This window comes from Paraclostridium sp. MRS3W1, from assembly GCF_032465715.1.
Taxonomy (GTDB): domain Bacteria; phylum Bacillota; class Clostridia; order Peptostreptococcales; family Peptostreptococcaceae; genus Paraclostridium; species Paraclostridium dentum.
In genome coordinates this window covers 1-20,594 of record NZ_JAWDJM010000180.1, presented here as the reverse complement: position 1 = coordinate 20,594, position 20,594 = coordinate 1, and the positions used below count along the sequence as shown (strand labels likewise).

19 protein-coding genes are annotated in these 20,594 nt (G+C 27.4%); 3 read left to right on the top strand and 16 right to left on the bottom strand.

Annotated elements, in window-relative coordinates; genetic code table 11:
• Nucleotides 1–98 precede the first annotated feature (98 nt).
• A complete protein-coding gene (locus RWY47_RS15545; RefSeq protein ID WP_021431153.1) occupies nt 99–617 on the bottom strand; it encodes a hypothetical protein in 519 nt (172 codons plus the stop codon).
• Between the two features lie 214 nt (nt 618–831).
• Here RWY47_RS15545 and RWY47_RS15540 point away from each other — a divergent pair, with 214 nt between their 5' ends.
• Nucleotides 832–1,071: a hypothetical protein gene (locus RWY47_RS15540; RefSeq protein ID WP_224170910.1), complete on the top strand. Its 240-nt coding sequence runs from the start codon at nt 832–834 to the stop codon at nt 1,069–1,071.
• 25 nt (nt 1,072–1,096) lie between these two features.
• On the opposite strand, the gene RWY47_RS15535 is transcribed toward RWY47_RS15540, so the two are convergent.
• The 7 genes from RWY47_RS15535 to RWY47_RS15505 form a co-directional block, all read right to left on the bottom strand.
• A complete protein-coding gene (locus tag RWY47_RS15535) occupies nt 1,097–1,741 on the bottom strand; it encodes an ABC-2 transporter permease (protein ID WP_142730036.1) in 645 nt (214 codons plus the stop codon).
• Between the two features lie 2 nt (nt 1,742–1,743).
• Nucleotides 1,744–2,598 carry an ABC transporter ATP-binding protein gene (locus RWY47_RS15530; RefSeq protein ID WP_150843035.1) on the bottom strand — a complete coding sequence of 285 codons (855 nt, stop codon included), beginning with the start codon at nt 2,596–2,598 and terminating at the stop codon, nt 1,744–1,746.
• 12 nt (nt 2,599–2,610) lie between these two features.
• Nucleotides 2,611–2,991, bottom strand: coding sequence for a GntR family transcriptional regulator (locus RWY47_RS15525; RefSeq protein ID WP_430079920.1), 381 nt, complete (start codon nt 2,989–2,991; stop codon nt 2,611–2,613).
• Between the two features lie 143 nt (nt 2,992–3,134).
• Nucleotides 3,135–3,494 (bottom strand): arsenate reductase family protein, encoded by a 360-nt coding sequence (locus RWY47_RS15520; RefSeq protein ID WP_077175981.1) that lies wholly within the window; start codon nt 3,492–3,494, stop codon nt 3,135–3,137.
• A gap of 79 nt (nt 3,495–3,573) precedes the next feature.
• Complete coding sequence (locus tag RWY47_RS15515) at nt 3,574–4,878, bottom strand: hypothetical protein (RefSeq protein ID WP_021431159.1); 1,305 nt, start codon at nt 4,876–4,878, stop codon at nt 3,574–3,576.
• A 66-nt stretch (nt 4,879–4,944) separates the two neighbouring features.
• Nucleotides 4,945–5,496 (bottom strand): GNAT family N-acetyltransferase, encoded by a 552-nt coding sequence (locus RWY47_RS15510; RefSeq protein ID WP_160165093.1) that lies wholly within the window; start codon nt 5,494–5,496, stop codon nt 4,945–4,947.
• A 206-nt stretch (nt 5,497–5,702) separates the two neighbouring features.
• The gene (locus RWY47_RS15505) at nt 5,703–9,944 is read right to left on the bottom strand and encodes a 2-hydroxyacyl-CoA dehydratase (protein ID WP_224170909.1); all 4,242 of its coding nucleotides are present in this window, start codon (nt 9,942–9,944) and stop codon (nt 5,703–5,705) included.
• Between the two features lie 195 nt (nt 9,945–10,139).
• Between RWY47_RS15505 and RWY47_RS15500 the strand changes: the two genes are divergently transcribed.
• Both RWY47_RS15500 and RWY47_RS15495 read left to right on the top strand, forming a co-directional pair.
• A complete protein-coding gene (locus RWY47_RS15500; protein ID WP_150843036.1) occupies nt 10,140–11,414 on the top strand; it encodes an amidohydrolase family protein in 1,275 nt (424 codons plus the stop codon).
• A gap of 102 nt (nt 11,415–11,516) precedes the next feature.
• Complete coding sequence (locus RWY47_RS15495) at nt 11,517–11,726, top strand: cold-shock protein (RefSeq protein WP_021431163.1); 210 nt, start codon at nt 11,517–11,519, stop codon at nt 11,724–11,726.
• Between the two features lie 66 nt (nt 11,727–11,792).
• On the opposite strand, the gene RWY47_RS15490 is transcribed toward RWY47_RS15495, so the two are convergent.
• The 8 genes from RWY47_RS15490 to RWY47_RS15455 all read right to left on the bottom strand — a co-directional run bounded on the left by RWY47_RS15490 (nt 11,793) and on the right by RWY47_RS15455 (nt 20,398).
• Nucleotides 11,793–12,458: a coiled-coil domain-containing protein gene (locus RWY47_RS15490; protein WP_025162931.1), complete on the bottom strand. Its 666-nt coding sequence runs from the start codon at nt 12,456–12,458 to the stop codon at nt 11,793–11,795.
• Between the two features lie 208 nt (nt 12,459–12,666).
• Nucleotides 12,667–14,058 (bottom strand): FAD-binding oxidoreductase, encoded by a 1,392-nt coding sequence (locus RWY47_RS15485; protein ID WP_150843038.1) that lies wholly within the window; start codon nt 14,056–14,058, stop codon nt 12,667–12,669.
• 18 nt (nt 14,059–14,076) lie between these two features.
• On the bottom strand, nt 14,077–15,306 hold the full coding sequence (locus RWY47_RS15480; RefSeq protein WP_150843039.1) for an FAD-binding protein: 1,230 nt from the start codon (nt 15,304–15,306) through the stop codon (nt 14,077–14,079).
• Nucleotides 15,307–15,319: 13 nt separating this feature from the next.
• On the bottom strand, nt 15,320–16,102 hold the full coding sequence (locus RWY47_RS15475; protein ID WP_085282011.1) for an electron transfer flavoprotein subunit beta/FixA family protein: 783 nt from the start codon (nt 16,100–16,102) through the stop codon (nt 15,320–15,322).
• A 13-nt stretch (nt 16,103–16,115) separates the two neighbouring features.
• The gene (larA, locus tag RWY47_RS15470; RefSeq protein ID WP_021433412.1) at nt 16,116–17,387 is read right to left on the bottom strand and encodes a nickel-dependent lactate racemase; all 1,272 of its coding nucleotides are present in this window, start codon (nt 17,385–17,387) and stop codon (nt 16,116–16,118) included.
• Between the two features lie 265 nt (nt 17,388–17,652).
• Nucleotides 17,653–18,348 (bottom strand): FadR/GntR family transcriptional regulator, encoded by a 696-nt coding sequence (locus RWY47_RS15465; protein ID WP_150887286.1) that lies wholly within the window; start codon nt 18,346–18,348, stop codon nt 17,653–17,655.
• A 150-nt stretch (nt 18,349–18,498) separates the two neighbouring features.
• Complete coding sequence (locus tag RWY47_RS15460) at nt 18,499–19,743, bottom strand: sensor histidine kinase (RefSeq protein ID WP_025162934.1); 1,245 nt, start codon at nt 19,741–19,743, stop codon at nt 18,499–18,501.
• Entirely contained in the window at nt 19,730–20,398 is a 669-nt protein-coding gene (locus RWY47_RS15455; protein WP_021431171.1) for a response regulator transcription factor, read from the bottom strand. The genes RWY47_RS15460 and RWY47_RS15455 overlap by 14 nt, the downstream gene beginning before the upstream one ends.
• Nucleotides 20,399–20,594: the final 196 nt, after the last annotated feature.

Here is a 20,594-nt window from a genome sequence, read left to right as displayed (position 1 = left end):
CTTTATATATGATTAAAACAAAAAGAGTTGTCCCAATTGATAAGACAACTCTTTTTATTTATTTAACTTAAAATACTTGCTACTTTAGATATATAAATTTAATAAGTTCTTTTTCTATTTTTATGCTTTAATAATTCTTGTTTATAAAGTTCTCGCCTTTCTCTTTTTATTTGTAATTCTCTCTCTCTTCTTGCTTCTTTTTCTTTTTTAGATTTAATTGTATAAGCCCCAATCCCTTTTAAAGTTGATACAACTCCTATAGCTATAGATATCTTAGGTAGTAGTTTAACTATCTCTAAGTTAGTAAATAGCGTTTCTAACATGTTGTTATCTATAAAAGTTGGTACTAAAAAAAATGGAGTCCATGATGCTAAAATACTTAGCAAAGTCGAAAAAATTGAGTTTTCCTCATCTTCAATAGCCTTAAAAGATATATAAAATGCTATCATATATATAATAGGCGGTATCATAAAAAACATTATGTCATTTGTTGCATTATTAGAATTGCTTTTTAAGTTTATATATACCATAGTATATGTAACTATTTCTATTGAAAATAGTACTGCAATTATAATTGAAAGAGATCTTATCATAGAGCTATTTTGTTTTTCCCCCATCAGCTGCCTCCCTATTTAGATTTTAAAAACAATATAGTTAACTAAAACTTTTAATTACATCTAAAATATTATCACATGATTCTGAATTTTAATACTAAAAATATCCAGTTTTATTCAAAGTTTTTATAAAATTCATTCATATTGTAATACTTTGTTTTTATTTGAGTTTTTTACATATATATTATATTATAAACTTATCAGGGAGGGGGATATTATGACTTTAGATTTTAAACATTTAAATGACCTACTTAAATGTAATAAAAATATAAAAATTGGGTTTATAGAAAATACTAATATATTAGAAATTAAAAACTTATCAAAAACACTTTTAACATTAGATCTCAAAAGCAATGATCTAGAAGATAATGCTAAAATTATTTATGATACTATTACAAGCTTAGAAAATATAACTTTGTACATACCAAAAATTTATATACCAGAAAAAAAGGATTAGAATATTCTAATCCTTTTTTATATTACTATTTTATTTCTTTTGATTTATATACACGCAAGCTAATTATAATTGAAATTATTAAAATTAATATACTTGATATAATTAATATAAAAGGAATTCCTATATTTCCAGCTATATCCATAATTTTATACATAAATTCTTTATTATCCCAAATGCTAGTCATAATTCCAGTCGGAACAACTACCATCAATACCGTCAATATCGTAATTACCATTCTCCCTTTATTTATTCCAAATTTTAAAATAACAGGTATTATAACAGATATAGCTAACATAGATGTCACAAACCCAATTAAAATAAATATTCCTAATGTTAAATCTAATTCTAAAATTGAATTTAATATAGAATAAATTAAAACTGATAATACCATGAAAATTACAGAAATAATAATTCCTAAAACATATCTGGAAATTACATATTCATTTTTGCTCACAGGAAGTTTAGCAATTAAGTTATCTATCCCATACGTGTCCTCATATGACATTACCTGCATCAAAAGCAAATATGTCCCCATTCCAAATATAATATTAAAAAAAGCTTGATTAATCATAGCAATTCCAATCCATACAATTATCACAATCAATATAGTCTTTATAATTGAACTTAAATTATTCAAGCTCATTTTTGTAAGATTAATTATATTTTCCATAATTAACACCCCTTTGTATAATACATTAATATATCTTCTAAGTTTGCATTATCATATACTACTTCTTCACCAAATACTTCATAAGCATTTTTTACATTTGAAGTCATACCACTAAATCCAAAAGAATTTTCAGTGTACGATATAAATTCTTTTTTTGTATCCATGTCTAACAGCTCTTTATTTCCTCTTATTATTTTGTGATTTTCTAGTATATCCTCTTTGTTTCCTGAAAGAATTATATGCCCTTCGTATATAAATACCAGAAAATCTGCTACTTTATCTAAGTCAGATGTTATATGAGTTGAATAAAATACTGTAGCTTCTTCTTTTTCTATGTGTTCCTGTAAAATTTCAAGAAATTCATTCCTTACTAATGGATCTAAGTTCGCTGTTGGTTCATCCATTATTATCAACTTTGGATGATGCGATAGTACCATTACAAGTTCAAATTTCTTTTGTTGTCCTTTTGAAAGTTCTTTATATACTTTGTTTTCATTTAATTTAAATTTCATTATATATTTTTTATATAACTGTTCATCCCAATTTTTATAAAATGGTTTTATTGCCTTTTTTATATTCTTCAATTTATTTTCTTGCATATAACCGGATACATCTCCTATGTACCCTATAGTTTCTTTTATTTCAAGATCATCTACTTCTCTTTCCTTACCAAATACTTTTATAGTTCCACTATCTTTTTTCAGCATATTCATAATCAACTTCATAGTTGTTGTCTTCCCGGAGCCATTAGGTCCTATAAATCCAGTTATATATCCTTTTTTTATTTCAATATCATTTATTGTTAATTTAAAATCTTCTAGTGTTTTATTTAAGTTTTTTATATCTATAGCATTCATAAATTAACCTCCTTAGACTTCTTCATATAAACTTTTAAATATCTCTATACCTTCCTCTAAAGTTATACCTACTGACTTTGCTTGTTTTATAACTATTTCAAGTTTATTTTCTATCTCATATAAAGCTGTTTCTCTTAATCTCTCTTTATTTTGCATAGATACAAATGTTCCTCTTCCTGCAATCGTCTCTATAAAGCCTTCTTTTTCAAGTTCCTCATAAGCCCTTTTTATAGTTATAATACTAACCTTTAGCTCTTTTGCAAAATTCCTTATAGATGGCAATCCTTCCCCTTGCTTTAGTGTAGAATCTAGAATTTGATTTTGAATTTGATTTTTAATTTGTTCATAAAGTGGAGTTGTAGATGTATTACTTATATTTATATTCAATTTCACACCTCATTTCTTTAATATAATATGTACAGTGTGTATAAACTGTGTATATTATATATATACACTTCATGCACACTATTGTCAACTTTATCTTCTTTAAATTTAATAAAATAAAAAAAAGAACCTTTATATAAAGGTTCTTTTTTTTATTTTATTAAAAGTTTTTCTTTCCATTCATCTTCTTTGAATCCTATAAGTACATTTTTTCCATCAAATGCTATAGGTCTTTTTATAAGCATTCCATCACTAGCTAAAATTTCTAGCAATTTATCATCACTTTCACTTTTAACTATATCTTTAAGTCCAAGTTCTCTATATTTAACCCCACTAGTGTTAAAGAATTTTTTTAATTCATATGTACCTGTTTTATACATAGTTTCTAATTCTTCTTTGCTAGGAGGATTTTTTACTATTTCTATTTCCTCAAAATCTATATTATTATCATTAAGCCAAGCCTTGGCCTTCCTAACTGTAGATCATCTAGAATATCCATAAAATTTTAACATATATATCACTTTCCTTTACTGTATTTTTTATATTATTACACAGTTTTCTACATGTTAAAACATTTTCTTAAAATAAAATTTAATCATTCCATGGAACAACTTCAACCTCTCCATAGCATCTATCATTTAAACGGTTAGAATACTCTCCTTTATAATTAATGATATATAAAACTACTAATTCCACGTATCTAGTACCTATTTGAAGTATATTCCACATATCTTCAACTGTTAAATTAGCTCTTTTAGTTTTTCGTGTTGGATGAACAACTTTATTTCTAAAATATGTAAATATATCAACTCCATCATTGAACTTGTTATAAATATATTCATTAAATAAGTTTAATTCTTCTTTTCCATAATATATACTACACGCATCTAATAAGATTCTTATATTGTCAGAGGCTGTATTTTTTTCAAACTCTACATCAGTTAAAATTTTATTTTTTTCAACAACAACAACATAAGACAGTGTTTCTAGTGCAATTTGTAAGGATACAACATTATTTTCTATACTTATATTATCTATAGATTCTATGTACCAGTCTACTACATGCTTTAACGCTGGACCATAGTAAGAATCATGCAATTTTCTGCACATTAAGTTCATATATTTTTCAATATTATGATGATTTGCTATAGTGTCAGACCATGTAGGAACATATTTAAATGGGGTTGTTAAAGACTCCTTCCATAGCCTAAATGTATTTTGATTGTCTTTATAACCCATTACCATACATATACCTATATATCTTCCAGCTAAAAAGCTAAGCGTATCTGATATCTCATCTAATAGTTTAAATATATATGTTGACTTAAATACTTTATTATCTTTTCTTTTTATTCTTCCTATATGTGTAATTATACTACCATTTTTAAACCTTAGCTCTTCATATAGTTCTTTTTTATAATCGTATCTTTTATCAATTATTATCTCATATCCACTTATTTCAAACTCAATTCTTCCAGCAAACAATTTATCCATATACTTTATAAGGGTTCCTTGCTTTTTGTCAAAATTTACAATATGAAAATCTATGTAATCCACATATCTATTTTTTGATTTTATTATTCCACTGCTAACGTATCCATCTACATAATTTTTTTGTATATTATTTATATTAACTTGGAAAGGCTGATATCCATGGACTTCTATAATTCCCTCTAGATAATCATCTTTAAGAATTTCTAAATCTATATTTTTATGACCTAGTACTTTAGCTTCAAAATTTATACATACGGGAGGACTAATTCTATAGTAGATCCGGCCCTTACATTTATATAGCTTATCTAGGTAAATGCAAAAATTTCCTTCATGAATAACTATATCTTCATCAATTCCATATTCTAAATAAGGAGACGATATAGCTTCTTTTACTACCTTCATTTTTAGCCCACCTTCATTTTACATAGTTGTCTTAATATTATAACATATAAGACAAATAAACAACATTTATTTGTCTTGTTTCAAAATTGAATATAGTTTTAAATCTGTATACATACCTTTATGAAGCCTATCACTTCTTAATATGCCATCTAAGCGCATTCCATTTTTTATCATAACTTTTTCAGATGCAGAATTTCCTGATATACATTTAGCCTCTATTTTATTTAAGTTCATATTTTCAAACCCAAAATCTATAACACTGCAAAGAGCTTCTGTTATTATTCCTTTATTCCAATAATCACTATTTAATATATATCCAACCTCAGCTTTATTATTTAATTTACTATAACTTGAAAATCCACACATACCAATTAATTTTCCATCTTCTTTTAAAGTAACTCCCCAAGGAGTAGCCTTATCATTTTCATATCCATTTATTATCATATCTAGCATCTTCTTTGTCGTATTTATACTTTTATCAAAATCTATTAGCATATATTTTGATAGATAATCATTCGATAAACATCTATGTAATTCATTGATATCATTTCTATAAATTTTTCTAAGTGTTAACCTTTCAGTATGTAAACTTGGTAAATCTCTAAATACATATATCAACAATCTATCCTCCTTATTAAATTTTTAAAATTACATATTCCAACTCTTTACAACCTTACATTATTCGCCAAATATCTTTTTAATCCCTTTATATTATAATATTAAATTTGGTAATAATACCCATTTTTTAATGTTATATAATTTATTGTTAAGTAACTTTCTAATAAATAACTAAAAAGAAGATGTAGTTTATACATCTTCTTTTTTTACATTGTTTTAAATGATGTTGACAACATAAGTTTAATCCTATTAATTTGATTTACTTCACTTGCTCCTGGGTCATAATCAATCGGAACAATATTTGCACTTTTATAAGTTCGTTTAAGTTCCTTGATAACTCCCTTACCTGTTATATGATTTGGTAAACAAGCAAAAGGTTGCATACATACAATATTTCCAACTCCACTTTCTATAAGTTCTACCATTTCAGCTGTTAATAACCATCCCTCTCCCGCTTGATTTCCAATCGAAACTATCTTAGAGGCTTTATTAGCTAATGTTTCAATACTCTCTGGCATGTTAAATCTTTTACTATTTTTCAATGCATTTGAGTAATGTTTTTGATACATCTCTATTGTATCTTTCATCAACTTTCCACCTAATTTTCTATATTTTTTATCTAACAAATGCTCTGATTTATAATAAGTATTATAAGCACAACTTAAGAAGAAATTCATAAGTTCTGGAACAACAACCTCTACTCCTTCAGCCTCTAAAATATCTACAATATTATTATTTGCCAGTGGGTGAAACTTAACTAAAATTTCTCCTACCAATCCAACTCTAGGTTTATCTTGTTCCTTTATAGGAAATTCATCAAATTCTTTAACTATATTATATATATTTTCTTTAAAGTTAGATAAACTAGCCTTTTTTAAACTATCCTTACAAATTTCTAGATGTTTTTGATATAGTTTATTTGCACTACCCTTATATTGTTCATAAGGTCTTACTCTATATAAAACTTTCATAAGTAAATCTCCATAAATAGCTGCCATCATAACCCTATTTATAAGCCCTAATGAAAATACACTATATAAATTTCGTTTCTCTTCTCCATTTAAAGATAATGATATTACTGGAATATCACCATAACCTGCATCACTCAATGCCTTTCTCAAGAAACCAATGTAATTTGTAGCTCTACAAACACCTCCAGTTTGTGTTATCGCAACCATAGTTTTGCTTAAATCATATTTTCCACTTTTAATAGCCTTAACTAATTGCCCTATAACAATTATCGCAGGATAGCAAGCATCATTATTAACATATTTCAGTCCTTCTTCTATAGCTCCGTCATAGCCTTTAAGCACTTCGATGTTATATCCACAAGATTTAATTGCATGTTCTACTAACTCAAAGTGGATAGGCGACATTTGCGGCATTAGTATAGTATAATTTGATTTTGTAGATTTGTTTATTTTTCCTTTTATATATGTTTTTTTCCTTTTCTCTATCTTTAACCCATTAATATCTCTTTCTTCTATAGATGCTTTTAATGATCTTAATCTTATCTTTGCTGCTCCTAAATTGTTACCTTCATCTATTTTTATGCATGTATAAATTTTACCTTCACCATTTAAAATTTCTTGAACTTGGTCAGTTGTAACTGCATCTAATCCACACCCAAAAGAATTTAATTGTACAAGTTCTATATTTTTTTCAGAATTTACAAAATTCGCAGCTCTGTAAAGCCTTGAGTGATATGTCCACTGATCAACCACTCTTAAAGGGTCCTCTAACTTTCCTAAATGTGCAACACTATCCTCTGTTAAAACTGCCATATCTAATGAATTTATCAATTCTGGTATTCCATGATTTATTTCTGGATCTATATGATATGGTCTTCCTGCTAAAACAATCCCTCTTTTATTATTTTTATTTATTATTTCTACAGATTTTTCTCCCATATACCTCATATCTTCTTTAAATTTTTCATATTCTTCAAATCCTAATTCTACACTTTTATCTATCTCTGCTTTACTAATTTCTAAAAAATCTTTATTATATTTTTTTATTTTATTTAGTTCTTCTAAAAGTCGTTTCTTTAAAGAATTTTTATTGTGTATAGGTAAAAATGGGTTAATATAATTTATTTTATTTTCTTTAATCTCACTAATATTATTTTTAATTACTTCTGAGTAAGACATTACAACAGGACAATTAAAACTATTGTTGGCATTTTTAAATTCTTTACTCTCACTCCTAATACATGGATAAAATATATTTTTGATACCTTTTTTTATTAAATTTTGTATATGCCCATGAACTAGTTTTGCTGGATAACATGCAGATTCTGATGCAATAGAGTCCATCCCCTGCTCATAAATATCCTTTGAAGATGCATCTGACAAAACAACACTAAATCCTAAATTTGTAAATATAGTATGCCATAAAGGATAATCTTCATATATATTTAAAACTCTAGGAATTCCAATTTCTTTTCTTATTGCGCTTTCTGCATCTAATTTTCTATAATTAAACACTCGTTTATATTTATAATCAAATAAATTTATATCAACTTTTTCTTTTCTATATAAACCCATCCCCTTTTCACATCTATTTCCAGATATGAATTTTTCTGAGTTTCCAAAATCATTTACAGTAAGCAAGCAATTATTTGAACACCCCTTACATCTAGATGTACTTATTTTTAAATTTATAGAGTTCATAGACTCTTCATTTAAAAGGGTTGTTATATAGTCTTCTTTATACTTTTCTTTTGCAATTATACTTGCCCCAAATGCTCCCATTATACCAGCTATATTAGGTCTTACAACTTCTCTACATGTTAAATTTTCAAATGATCTTAAAACTGCATCATTATAAAAGGTCCCCCCTTGTACAACAGGATGCTTTCCAATATCTTCAGATGATTTCATTTTTATAACTTTATACAACGCATTCTTTATAACAGAATAAGAAAGCCCTGCACTTATATCTCCAACCGAATTTCCTTCTTTTTGAGCTTGTTTTACTCTAGAGTTCATAAAAACTGTGCATCTTGATCCTAAATCAACAGGATGTTTTGAAAATAATGCCTTTTTAGCAAATTCTTTTATATCTAGATTTAATGACTTAGCAAATGTTTCTAAAAAAGATCCACATCCAGATGAGCAAGCTTCATTTAAGATAATAGTTTCAATTACACCTTGATTTATTTTTAAGCACTTCATATCTTGCCCGCCTATATCTAATATAAAATCAACTTTCGGTGAGAAAAATTTAGCTCCTTTATAGTGAGCGATAGTTTCTATCTCTCCAAAATCAACTTTTAAGGCACTTTTAATTAATCCTTCTCCATATCCTGTTACTACAGAATTAACAATTTTCGCTTCACTTGGTAAAATACTATATAGATTATTTAAAATGCCTATAGTTGATCTTAATGGGTTCCCTTCATTACTTTTATATTCTGAAAATAATAAATTTCCACATTCGTCTATTAATGCAACTTTTGTAGTTGTAGACCCAGCATCAATTCCTAAAAAACATTTACCTTTATAGCTTGATATATCTATTGATTTTACTATATTTTTTTTATGTCTATTTTTAAAAAGTTCATATTCTCTTTCGTTATCAAACAATGGTTTAATTTCAGAGCTAACTACACCTTCTATATCTTTTAAACTTTCTATGTTTTTTATTAAATCACTAAATAACATATAGTCATTTTTATATGATAATGCAGCACCCATAGCTATGTACAACTGTGCATTTTCAGGAAATATTATATTTCCTTTCTCTAAATTTAGTACATCTATAAACCTATTTCTTAGTTCTGATAAAAAATATAGAGGTCCTCCTAAAAATGCAACATTACCTTTAATTTTTCTTCCACAGGCCAATACACTAATCGTTTGGACAACTACAGCATGAAATATGCTAGCAGCTATATCTTCTTTCCTAGCTCCTTCATTTATAAGTGGTTGTATATCTGTTTTAGCAAATACTCCACACCTAGCAGCTATGCTATATATATTTTTATAGTCTTTGGCTAAATCATTTAGCCCTTTAGCATCAGTTTTTAATAATATTGCCATCTGATCTATAAAAGACCCTGTACCACCAGCGCATATCCCATTCATTCTCTGTTCTATACCATTAGTCAAATATATTATTTTAGCATCTTCTCCACCAAGTTCTATAACCACATCAGTTTCTGGGTTATAAGTTTCAATCGCCTTTGTACTTGCTATTACTTCTTGAACAAATTCTACATTTAATTTTTTTGCTAATTTCATACCTCCAGATCCGGTTATAACAACAGATACTCTATTATCACCTACACTATCATAGGCTTCACTTAATAAACTTATAACTGAATTTTTTATATCTGATAAATGTCTTTTGTATGATTTAAATATCATATTTTTACTATCATCCAATACAATAACTTTCACTGTAGTTGATCCAATATCTATACCTATATGAAAATCATCTATCATAAAATCTCCCCCCATTATTTAGGACAAATTGATTATCACTATAAAATATGAATTTTTACTTCATCATATTACATATACTATTTTTAGCTACGGTATTTAAAACCATCATAATACGAACTTTTTTTATATTTTACTTTTAATCATACGTATATTATAATTAAATTAACAATTTTTTTCACATATCAGGAGGTATTTATGGTTCAAATATATAAGGGGAATATATTATTTACGAAAATTAAAGATAAATTCGAAATAATAGAAAATGGTTTTATAATAGTTAAAAATGGAAAGATACTAGATTTATATAAAAACTTACCAAGTGAATATAAAAATTTTGAAGTTATAGATTTTAGTAATAATTTAATAATTCCAGGAATGAATGATTTACATTGTCATGCGCCTCAATTTAGAAATTTAGGAATGGCTATGGATAAAGAGTTAATACCTTGGCTTGATAATTACACATTCCCTGAAGAAGGTAAATTTAAAAGCATAGAATATTCAGATAAAGTTTATAAAGATTTTATAAAAGAAGTTTGGCGACATGGAACCACTAGAATAGCTGTTTTTGCAACTGTTCACAAAGAGTCTAGCATAAGGCTTATGGATTTATTTAAGCAAAGTGGACTTGGGGCTCTTGTGGGAAAAGTTAATATGAATATAAACTGCACAGACGACTTATTAGAAGATACAGAAAAGTCAATTTCTGATACTGAGTATATATTAGAAAATTATTACAATGCTGATGAACTGGTTAATCCTATAATTACACCAAGATTTATACCTAGCTGTAATAGTGAACTTTTAAAATCATTAGGTGATTTAGCAATTAAGTACAATGTACCTACTCAATCTCATCTATCTGAGAATTTAGGAGAAATAGATTGGGTTAAACAACTTCAACCAGAATCTGAATTTTATGGAGATGCTTATAATAGATTTAACTTGTTCGGTCAAACTAAAACTTTAATGGCTCATTGTGTTTATTCTTGCGATAAAGAATTAGAACTTATGAAAAAAAATAACGTCTTTGCAGTTCACTGTCCAAATTCGAACTTAAATTTAGGAAGTGGTATTATGCCTGTTAGAAAATTTTTAGATAATGATATTAACATAGCACTTGGCTCAGATATTAGTGGAGGTCACGATTTATCTATATTCAAAGTTATGGTAAATGCTATACAATGTTCTAAACTTTTATGGGTTAACTCAAATAAGCAAGTAAATTTTTTAACTCTCTCAGAGGCTTTTTATATGTCTACAAAAGGTGGCGGAAGCTTCTTTGGAAAAGTCGGTAGTTTCGAAAAAAATTATGATTTTGATGCCTTAATTTTAGATGATAGTAATTTAAATCCTGAAAGTTATAGTTTAATTGAAAGGTTGGAAAGATTTATATATATAGGTGATGATAGAAATATTATCCATAGATATGTAAGAGGAGAAGAAATCTCAGACCCTAAATTTTATTAAATTTTACATATTTTTTCTCCTATTAAAAATCTTTAACCGTAAATACTATGTTTAGATAAATTATTAATATTTTATCTAAATAAAATTTAAAGGAGTTTTTGTATGTCAAAATTCACAGGCGTAGTTAAATGGTTTGATAATGATAGAGGATATGGATTTATATCTGCTAACGATGGAAACGATGTTTTTGTTCATTTTTCTAATGTTAAGGAAAATGGACATTGTAAGGATTTACACGAAGGAGAAGAAGTAGGCTTTGATGTAATAGATGCTCCAAAAGGTTTATCTGCTATAAATGTTCATAAAATGTAAATAAAAAATTCTTACTGTATAATATATGTTACAGTAAGAATTTTTTGTTGCAATCTTCGTTTTTTTCTAGTGTCTATTGTGAATTTTATCTGATATATCATTTTTTATACTATCTATCTTGTTTTTTGTATCTTCTATTTTGTTTTTCGTGTCATCAACTTTATTATTAACTTTATCTTTTGTATTGTTTATATCTCTATCTATTTCATTAACTTTATCTTTGGCATTATTTACATCTTTATCTGCTTTATTTATTTTATCACTTACTTTATCTTTTGCACTATCTGCTTTATTTTTTGCTGTGCTTAACTTATCTGATGCTGAATTAACTTTATCTGTAGCATTATCTATTTTAGAATTTACTTTATGTCTAGCTGAATTAACATCTCCTCTAGCACTACTTATTTTACTATTTGCATCATTAATTTTAGAGTCTAACCCTGCAGTTAAATCTCCTGCTGAATCCAACGCATTATTTGCATCTTTTAATGTAGATTTGGCAGAATCAACTTTATCAGAAAAACTATGTGCAAATTCAGTTAAAGAGCTTATATGTGAATCTGTATCAAGTTCATCAAATTTATCTCTTATTTTTCCTGCTACATCAATATCTACGCTACTTTCCTCAGTAGTTGTTTTTTCTTCCTTTTTTTCTTGTATATTATCATTTGAACAACCTGTTAAAATCATAGTAGAAATTAATGCAGTCATCAAAAATATTCTCTTTTTCATAATTACCTCCTCATTTACTTAGAATTCTAACCTTTTTACTATTTTATTATTTTACTATATTTTTTTCACTTTGTATACAATTAAATTAATTTTTTTATTATTTTAATAAACTAAGTTTCATAGACTATACACTTTTTTAGTAATCAGAATTTTCTTAAACATAAAAAAAGCCGATTATTTAAAATCGACTTTTTATTTATATGAAGTTTTAATATATTTTTCCTGGATTTAATATATTCTTAGCATCAAACGCTAATTTTATATTTTTTATTATATCCATATATGATTCACTTTGAGATTCATTTAAATATTCTTTTTTTGCATATCCAATTCCATGCTCTCCTGAAACTTGGCCTCTAAGTTCTCTAGATTTTTCATACATCTTTTCAAAAGTTTCTTTTAACTTTGTATCCCATTCAGATTTATTTAATTCATCTCTTAATATATATATGTGTAAGTTTCCATCTCCTGCATGACCAAAACTTTTAATTCTTACATTCAATGTCTCTTGAAGTTCATTCGTAAACTTTATAAATTCTGCTACTTTATCTCTTGGGACAACAACGTCACATTCATCCATTTCAGTTGTAGTAGCTTTTATAGCTTCTAAAAATGCACCCCTAGCTGACCATATAGATTCATTTCTTTCTTGAGTGTCTGAGATAAATACATCATAAGCTCCACACTCTAAACAAAGTTTTGCCACTTGGTCATAGGCCTTTTCAATTTCTTCTTTACTGTTTCCATCAAATTTTAATAGTAAGTACGCATCTGATGTATTATCTGGGAATTTCTTACCTAAAAATTCTTCTGCTGCAAGTATTACATCTCTTTCCATAAATTCAATAGCAGTTGGTATACACTTAGATTTTATTATTTTAGGAACTGTATCTATTGCTGTTCCTAAATCTGGGAAAGGAATAAGTAAACTTATATCTTTTTTAGGTAATGGCAATAATTTAAGTATAGCTTTAGTTACTATTCCTAATGTCCCTTCTGATCCAACTAATAAATCTTTTATACTATAACCTGAACTGTTTTTTACAACTTTTCCTCCAACATTAATTACTTCTCCATTTGCAAGTACAACTTCTAATCCTCTTACATAGTCTCTTGTAACTCCATATTTAACAGCTCTCATTCCTCCTGCATTGGTATTTATATTTCCACCAATTGTTGCACTTTTTTCACCTGGATCTGGAGGATAAAATAAATCTCTTTCACTTACATATTGACCTATAGTCATAAGTAATACTCCAGGTTCTACTGTTAATGTTAAGTTTTCTTCATCTAGCTCTATTATTTTATTCATTTGACTTAAATTTATCATTATTCCACCATAAATAGCTACAGCGGCTCCAACTAATCCAGTTCCTTGTCCTCTTGGTGTTACAGGTATATTATTTTCATATGCATATTTCATTATTTTAGAAACTTCTTCTGTACTGTGAACATTTACTAAAACTTCAGGGTATTTTTCAACTCCTCCTAATTCATCATGAGAGTAGTCTTCATTTATTTCCTCTCCTACTAAAATATTTTCAACTCCACATACACCTTTTAAAAATTCAATATCTTTTCCATCTATTTTTTTATACATTGTATTTTCCCCCGATCCTTATTCTAATGTAGCTACAACTTCGTCCATTACTTCATAGTCATTTGTTTTTTCAAGTTCTAAGTCCTTAATAAGTCTAGGTATTACATCATATACATCTCCTACAATTGCATAATGAGCTGTATCAAAAATAGGAGCTTTTTCATCTTTATTTATAGATATTATACATTCTGATCCATTCATCCCTGCAACAAACTGTATAGCTCCTGATACCCCACAAGTTATTATTAACTTAGGCTTTACAGTTCTACCACTTAATCCAATTTGTTTTTTAGCATCTATCCATCCAGATTCTACTAAAGGTCTTGTTCCTGCAACTTGCCCACCTAGTAAATCAGCTAATTTATATAACATTTCCATATCTTCTTTTTTCTTAATAGCTCTACTTCCAACTATTATAACTTCTGCATCTTCTATTCCTACTTCTTTAGTTTTATTGTTAATTTCTAAAACATTTATATTAGATTTTAATTTATTTTCATCTATATTACATAAAGTAACCTTACCTGTTGGATGGTCAACTTTTTCTGGAGCTGAAAATATTTTATATCTAACTGTAGCAAACTGTGGTCTATGGTTTGGTGTATGTATATGTGCCATTATATTACCACCAAAAGCAGGTCTTATTTGGTCTAAGTCAGTATTTTCTTGAACATCCAGTATTGTACAATCTGCTGTTAATCCAGTTTTAAATCTAGCTGCAAGCCTTGGGGCTAAACTTCTACCAATTGTAGTTCCTCCAAATAGTAATATAGTTGGTTTTACTTCTTTTATAAAATTCTCTACACATGCAGTATATGGTTCAATCTTAAATTCTTTTAGATCTTTGTAATCATATACAAATACATTGTCTACACCATAAGAAAGTAATACATCTGTTTTGCCTTCTAAATTACTTCCAACAAATATACAGTAAACCGGTTGATTTATTTTTTTTGCCATTTCTTTAGCTTTTCCTATTAATTCAAATGTTACAGGATGGATATCTCCCTCATGATGATCAACGTATACTGCTATACCCTTCCATTTATCTTTATCTATTTTTATAACTTCATCTTCTACGAATTCAAATACACCCTTTGGTCCAGTTTTTACGCATATCTTACACATTTTACATCCTGCACCAATTTCTAATTTTCCATCATTTAGCTCTATAGCACCAAAAGGACATATGTCTAATACTTTTTTCATTTCTGTAACTTTGTCTTGATTTATAACTATTTTAGCCACTTTAAATTCCCCCTTATATTAATTTTAGCTCTTTTATTTTATTTAATAATAAAGATGATACTTCTTCACCCGTCCAAGTTTCTTTTTCTACATTTGAAGTAGGTGGGAAAATTTTTAAAACTTGAGTTGGAGATCCATTTAACCCATAATTTTTTTCATCTTTGTCTTCAAAATCATTAAGGCTAATCATTGGTATTTCTCTATCTTTAGTTTCAAGTTTTAATTTAAAAGAAGGTAATCTTGGTTGGAAAATCTCTTTTTCAACTGTTATTAAACAAGGAAATTTAATTTCACAAATTTCGCGAGTATTAGGCATATCTACTTCTACTACTATACTTTTTTCTTTAGTTTCAATTAATTTTGTTACATTTGTTACATGGGGTATATTTAAAAACTCAGCTATTTCTGGTCCAACTTGCGCAGTATCCCCATCAGTTGTTTGCTTACCACAAATAATTAGATCAGTGTTCCCTAACTTTTTAATTCCTTGTGAAATTGTATATGAAGTTGCAAGTACATCAGCTCCTGCAAATTTTCTATCACTGACTAATGAACCCTCGTCAGCACCCATCATAAATGCTTCTTGAATTACTTGTTTTGCTTGTGGTGGTCCCATACTTAAAACTTTTATTTTAGCATCATTTTCTTTTTTAATTCTTAATGCTGTTTCAAGAGCGTACAAGTCATATGGATTCATTTTAGAATCGACTCCATCTCTTTTTAAAACCCCTGTCTTTTCATCTACTTCTACTTCAGATGTTCCTGGAACTTGTTTTATACATACTAATATTTCCATATTGCTTCCCCCTTTACTTTACTATCACTGATACTCCATCAGGTATAACAGCTATTTTTGAGTTTTTACCTTTTATGTCAAAAGCCATTTTTAAAGCTTCATCAAAACTATGTGCATGTTTCATGTGCATATCTTTAATCATATTAGGATCACATAAGTTTGTAACCATTATTACTGTAAACTTTTCTAGAATTCTTGCTAATATCTGAAACTCCCATTGGTCTGGAATAGTTTTATCTTTTGGAATTTTTCTTACTTTTTCTAATATTTCACTAGGTGAAGATGCATTTGCTACGCTATCATAAAAAGATTGACCTCCATGTCCATCATTACATGCAGATATCATAATTATTACCCCACCATCTTTGCATGTAGCCTCTGCTGCAGTCATACCTTTTACAGTTTGATATATATTTTGATCTAATGGATAACCTCCATTTGTACTAACTACAATGTCAGCATCAACTTTATCAACTTTTGATAGTTTAGTTACAAATTCACAGCCTACCTCATGAGCTTCTTTAACATCGCCTGCAAAAGCACCTATAACTTTTTTATCTTTATCTATAACTACATTTAAAATAAAGTCTAAATTAACGCTTTGCGCTGCATATAACATATCTCTATGAATTGGATTATTTTTTAGATTTCCTGTTCTAGCGTAAGGACTATCTATAAATTCAGAACAGTGATTATACATTATGGTTTTAGCAGATGCAACTCCTGGAAGTACACTTTTTCTTCCACCTGAAAAACCTGCAAAGAAGTGTGGTTCTATGAATCCTTCAGCTATTAATAAATCAGTTTCTATAATTGCTTTATTTACAATTAAATCTCCTCCAGATGGAAGTGTTCCAACTTTGACCATAGCTTGTTCATCTGTTGAAAAGTGCATAATTATTTGCTCATTATCCACTATTTCTTCTCCCATTTTATATACAAGTTCTTCTCTCGTACTAGGTCTATGAAACCCTGTTGATATTATTATTTTTATATCTATATCAGGATTTGAATTTCTTATTTCCTTAAGCATTATAGGTAACGTTATCCTACTTGGTACAGGTCTAGTGTGATCGCTAGTTATTATAACCATGCTTTTTTTCCCCTTAACTAGATCTTCTAATTTTTCACTTCCTATAGGATTATCTAAAGCTTGTTTTACTATCTCACCTTCACTTAATCGAGATTTAAAATCATGAGCTTTGGATTGCAAAACTTTTATCATGTTTTCATCTGGTATATTTATGTTCATACCAGTTTTTGAATAAGGTACTTTTAACTCCATTTATGCCCCTCCTCTTGAAATGCAGCACTACTTAGTAGCGTATAGTTTTAGGTTTGTTTAATCGTTTTCCTGTTTTTTATCAACATTGGTATTATGGTCATACCAGTTTGTACTTTCATGATAGTAAATTTTCTAAAGATTTACAAGTATTGTTTTTATTTTAACAAAATATATATTATTATTTGATTTTCAATTTACTTTTTATTCATTTTAAAATTGATAAATATTTTCAAATAAAAAAATATAGATTTCTAAATTTAGAAATCTATATTTTTTCCATAGTAAATTTTATTAAATCTAAGTGCTCTTTCATGTATTTGTATGCACTTTCAGGATCTCTATCTATGATAGCCTCACAGATTTTTTTATGTTGTAAATTTAAAGTTTCTTCTTCATGGTAAAATTCTACTATCTTTTGTCTTGAATTTATAATAAAATTTTCTAATAAATTTAATGATATTGTATATAAACTTTTTATCAAAAAGTTCTTACTCATGCAAGTGATTTTATAATGTATTTCTTTATCAATTTCGCCTTTATTATAAATTTCATCTTTTTTTGTCAATCTTTGTGAAATCATTTTCAACTCTTCAAGTTCTTCGTCCGTTGCTCTTATAGCTGCTAATTTAACTGCTTCTAGTTCTATCATCTGTCTTAATTCAATTATATCTTTATAGTCTCCATTGTTTAAAGTAAACATCATGGATAAAGGTTGCATTAATGATGTTTCAATTTTATTGCAAATAAAATTACCTTCACCTTGTCTACTTTCTATTATCCCCATAGTTTCTAAAACTCTAAGTGCCTCTCTTATCGATGTTCTACTTACTCCCATTTTTTGAGATAATTCACGTTCTGACATTAGCTTATCTCCGTTTTTAAGTTTTCCTTCTAATATCATATTTTGTATCTGATTTATAACTTGTTGATATATCTTTTCATTAGTTATATTATTAAACAATTCAATATCTCCTTATATTTAAATATTTCATTTATATTATACTATAAAAAAATTTGATTTGCTTAAATGACTTTTCAATATTGATATATACATTTTTAAAAAATAAAAAATGCCATTTAAAATAATTTCAAATAGCATCTTTCATTTTTTCTAATTTTCATTAAATTCTATTATAAATATAACAGAGTTTTTTCCGTTTTTTATATTGTATTTAAAACCGTGCTCTCTAAGTATTTGACTTACTATATAAAGCCCCAGTCCACTTCCTCCAGTTTTTCTATTTCTTGATTTTTCTACTCTATAAAATGGTTTAAATAATTTATCTTTATGCTTTTCATCTATTGTAATACCTGTATTTTCTATCTCTAAAATTGCATTTTCTTTCTTGTATAAACGTATTAGTAAGTCCGCATTTTCCGGTGAATACTTAATAGCATTGTTTATCAAATTATTTATAGCTTTTGCTATTCTCTCTTCATCCGCATTTATAAATATTTCACCTTGATATTTTACATCTAATTTCAATTCTTTCTCTTCAATTAAATACATTTGTCTTTTTATAAGCTTGTTTATTAAACTATTTAAATCAAATTCTTTGCTTTCAGATTTTTTTTCCAAAATTTCAAATTTAGATACCTGAATCATTTCTTCTACTAGAGTTTTTAATTCTTGAGTAGAATCATATGATTTTTGCAAGTATGTATCGCGATCTTTATATTTACCAATATTATAAATCATTCCTTCTAATTGTCCACTTATAATGGTTATTGGTGTTTTTAGTTCATGAGATATAGTTGCTATAAATTCTTTTCTTTTAGCTTCTTGCATTCTTTCACTTTCAATTATATCAATAAGAGGTTTTGTTACCCATTTTGAGAATGCATATGAGGTTATTATAGATAATACTATAGCAACCCCTATTATTATAGGCATTAAATCTAATATTACAGTAGTTGCTTCATCTACTGGTTGAAGCGGCATACTTATATCCAAATAATATGGAGTATCACTGTCTCTTATATACAAAGCTACAGTTTTTTGATAGTTTTCATAAGAGTCACTAATATTATTAGAATACGGCAAAAATGAAAGTTCTTTATTTCCATATTCAACTTTTCCATTTGAGTCTCTTAATAATACACCTACATTTTCACGCTGTGAAATTTTATATAAATGTTGTTTTAATCCCTCTAAGTCATCTCTTCTTGATCTCGCTGCTAAAACCGTCAATCTATCATTTATAGACTCCACCTTATATTTTTCATAATAAGGTGGTAATAAGAAGTATAAAATAAGATATATAGTTACTATAAGCCCTATAGACAATGTTGTTATTATTAAAAATATTTTTGTACTTATAGCTAATTCTTTCCATTTGTTTCTAATTCTTATCAAGGCTGTATCCTATTCCTTTCACTGTTTTTATATATGGAATTCCAATTTTTTTTCTTATATTTTTTATATGAGCATCTACAACTCTAGTATCCCCATAGTAATCATATCCCCATACACTATCTAATAAATTCTCTCTAGTAACTACGTGAGGATAATTCTCTATTAAAGTCTTTAGTATGTTAAATTCTTTTAATGTCAATTCTATTACTTCATTATCTAAAAATGCTTGATATGTGTTTAAATCTAAACTTAACTTTTCAAAACTTAATGTATTAGACTCATTGTATTTAGAACTTCTTCTTAAAACGGCCTCTACTCTTTTCATCAATAAAGTAAATGAAAAAGGTTTTGTTATATAATCATCGCACATTAACTCAAATCCTTTAACTTGATCACTTTCTTGATTTAATGCAGTTAAAAATATTATAGGTACATCTGAACTTTGTCTTATCATCTTACATACAGCATGTCCATCTAAATTAGGCATCATTACATCTAGTATAACCAAATCAAATTCGCCTTTTTTAAAAGCTTGTATACCCTCTATTCCATCATTTGCCGATTCTACACTATATCCTTCTGCACTTAAAAATTCTACTATCAATTCTTGTATGTTACTATCATCTTCTATTACTAATATATTTTTATTTTTCATTATAATTCTCCTCTAAATTTCAAAATCACTTAATATATATCTTATAATTTGCATATGAATTTTCTATGAATATATTTTTACATTATACAAAATTAGTTTATATATAAATATTAGCATAAAAAATACGAGTAGAAAAATAATTCATATCATTTTTCTACTCGTGTTTTACTTTCTTTACTTCGTTATACTTATATAT

Bases quoted from the DNA above. Each gene is read 5' to 3' on its own strand.
- RWY47_RS15545 (WP_021431153.1), bottom strand. From the start codon at position 617: ATGGGGGAAAAACAAAATAGCTCTATGATAAGATCTCTTTCAATTATA.
- RWY47_RS15540 (WP_224170910.1), top strand. From the start codon at position 832: ATGACTTTAGATTTTAAACATTTAAATGACCTACTTAAATGTAATAAA.
- RWY47_RS15535 (WP_142730036.1), bottom strand. From the start codon at position 1,741: ATGGAAAATATAATTAATCTTACAAAAATGAGCTTGAATAATTTAAGT.
- RWY47_RS15530 (WP_150843035.1), bottom strand. From the start codon at position 2,598: ATGAATGCTATAGATATAAAAAACTTAAATAAAACACTAGAAGATTTT.
- RWY47_RS15515 (WP_021431159.1), bottom strand. From the start codon at position 4,878: ATGAAGGTAGTAAAAGAAGCTATATCGTCTCCTTATTTAGAATATGGA.
- RWY47_RS15505 (WP_224170909.1), bottom strand. From the start codon at position 9,944: ATGATAGATGATTTTCATATAGGTATAGATATTGGATCAACTACAGTG.
- RWY47_RS15500 (WP_150843036.1), top strand. From the start codon at position 10,140: ATGGTTCAAATATATAAGGGGAATATATTATTTACGAAAATTAAAGAT.
- RWY47_RS15495 (WP_021431163.1), top strand. From the start codon at position 11,517: ATGTCAAAATTCACAGGCGTAGTTAAATGGTTTGATAATGATAGAGGA.
- RWY47_RS15490 (WP_025162931.1), bottom strand. From the start codon at position 12,458: ATGAAAAAGAGAATATTTTTGATGACTGCATTAATTTCTACTATGATT.
- RWY47_RS15485 (WP_150843038.1), bottom strand. From the start codon at position 14,058: ATGTATAAAAAAATAGATGGAAAAGATATTGAATTTTTAAAAGGTGTA.
- RWY47_RS15475 (WP_085282011.1), bottom strand. From the start codon at position 16,102: ATGGAAATATTAGTATGTATAAAACAAGTTCCAGGAACATCTGAAGTA.
- larA (WP_021433412.1), bottom strand. From the start codon at position 17,387: ATGGAGTTAAAAGTACCTTATTCAAAAACTGGTATGAACATAAATATA.
- RWY47_RS15455 (WP_021431171.1), bottom strand. From the start codon at position 20,398: ATGAAAAATAAAAATATATTAGTAATAGAAGATGATAGTAACATACAA.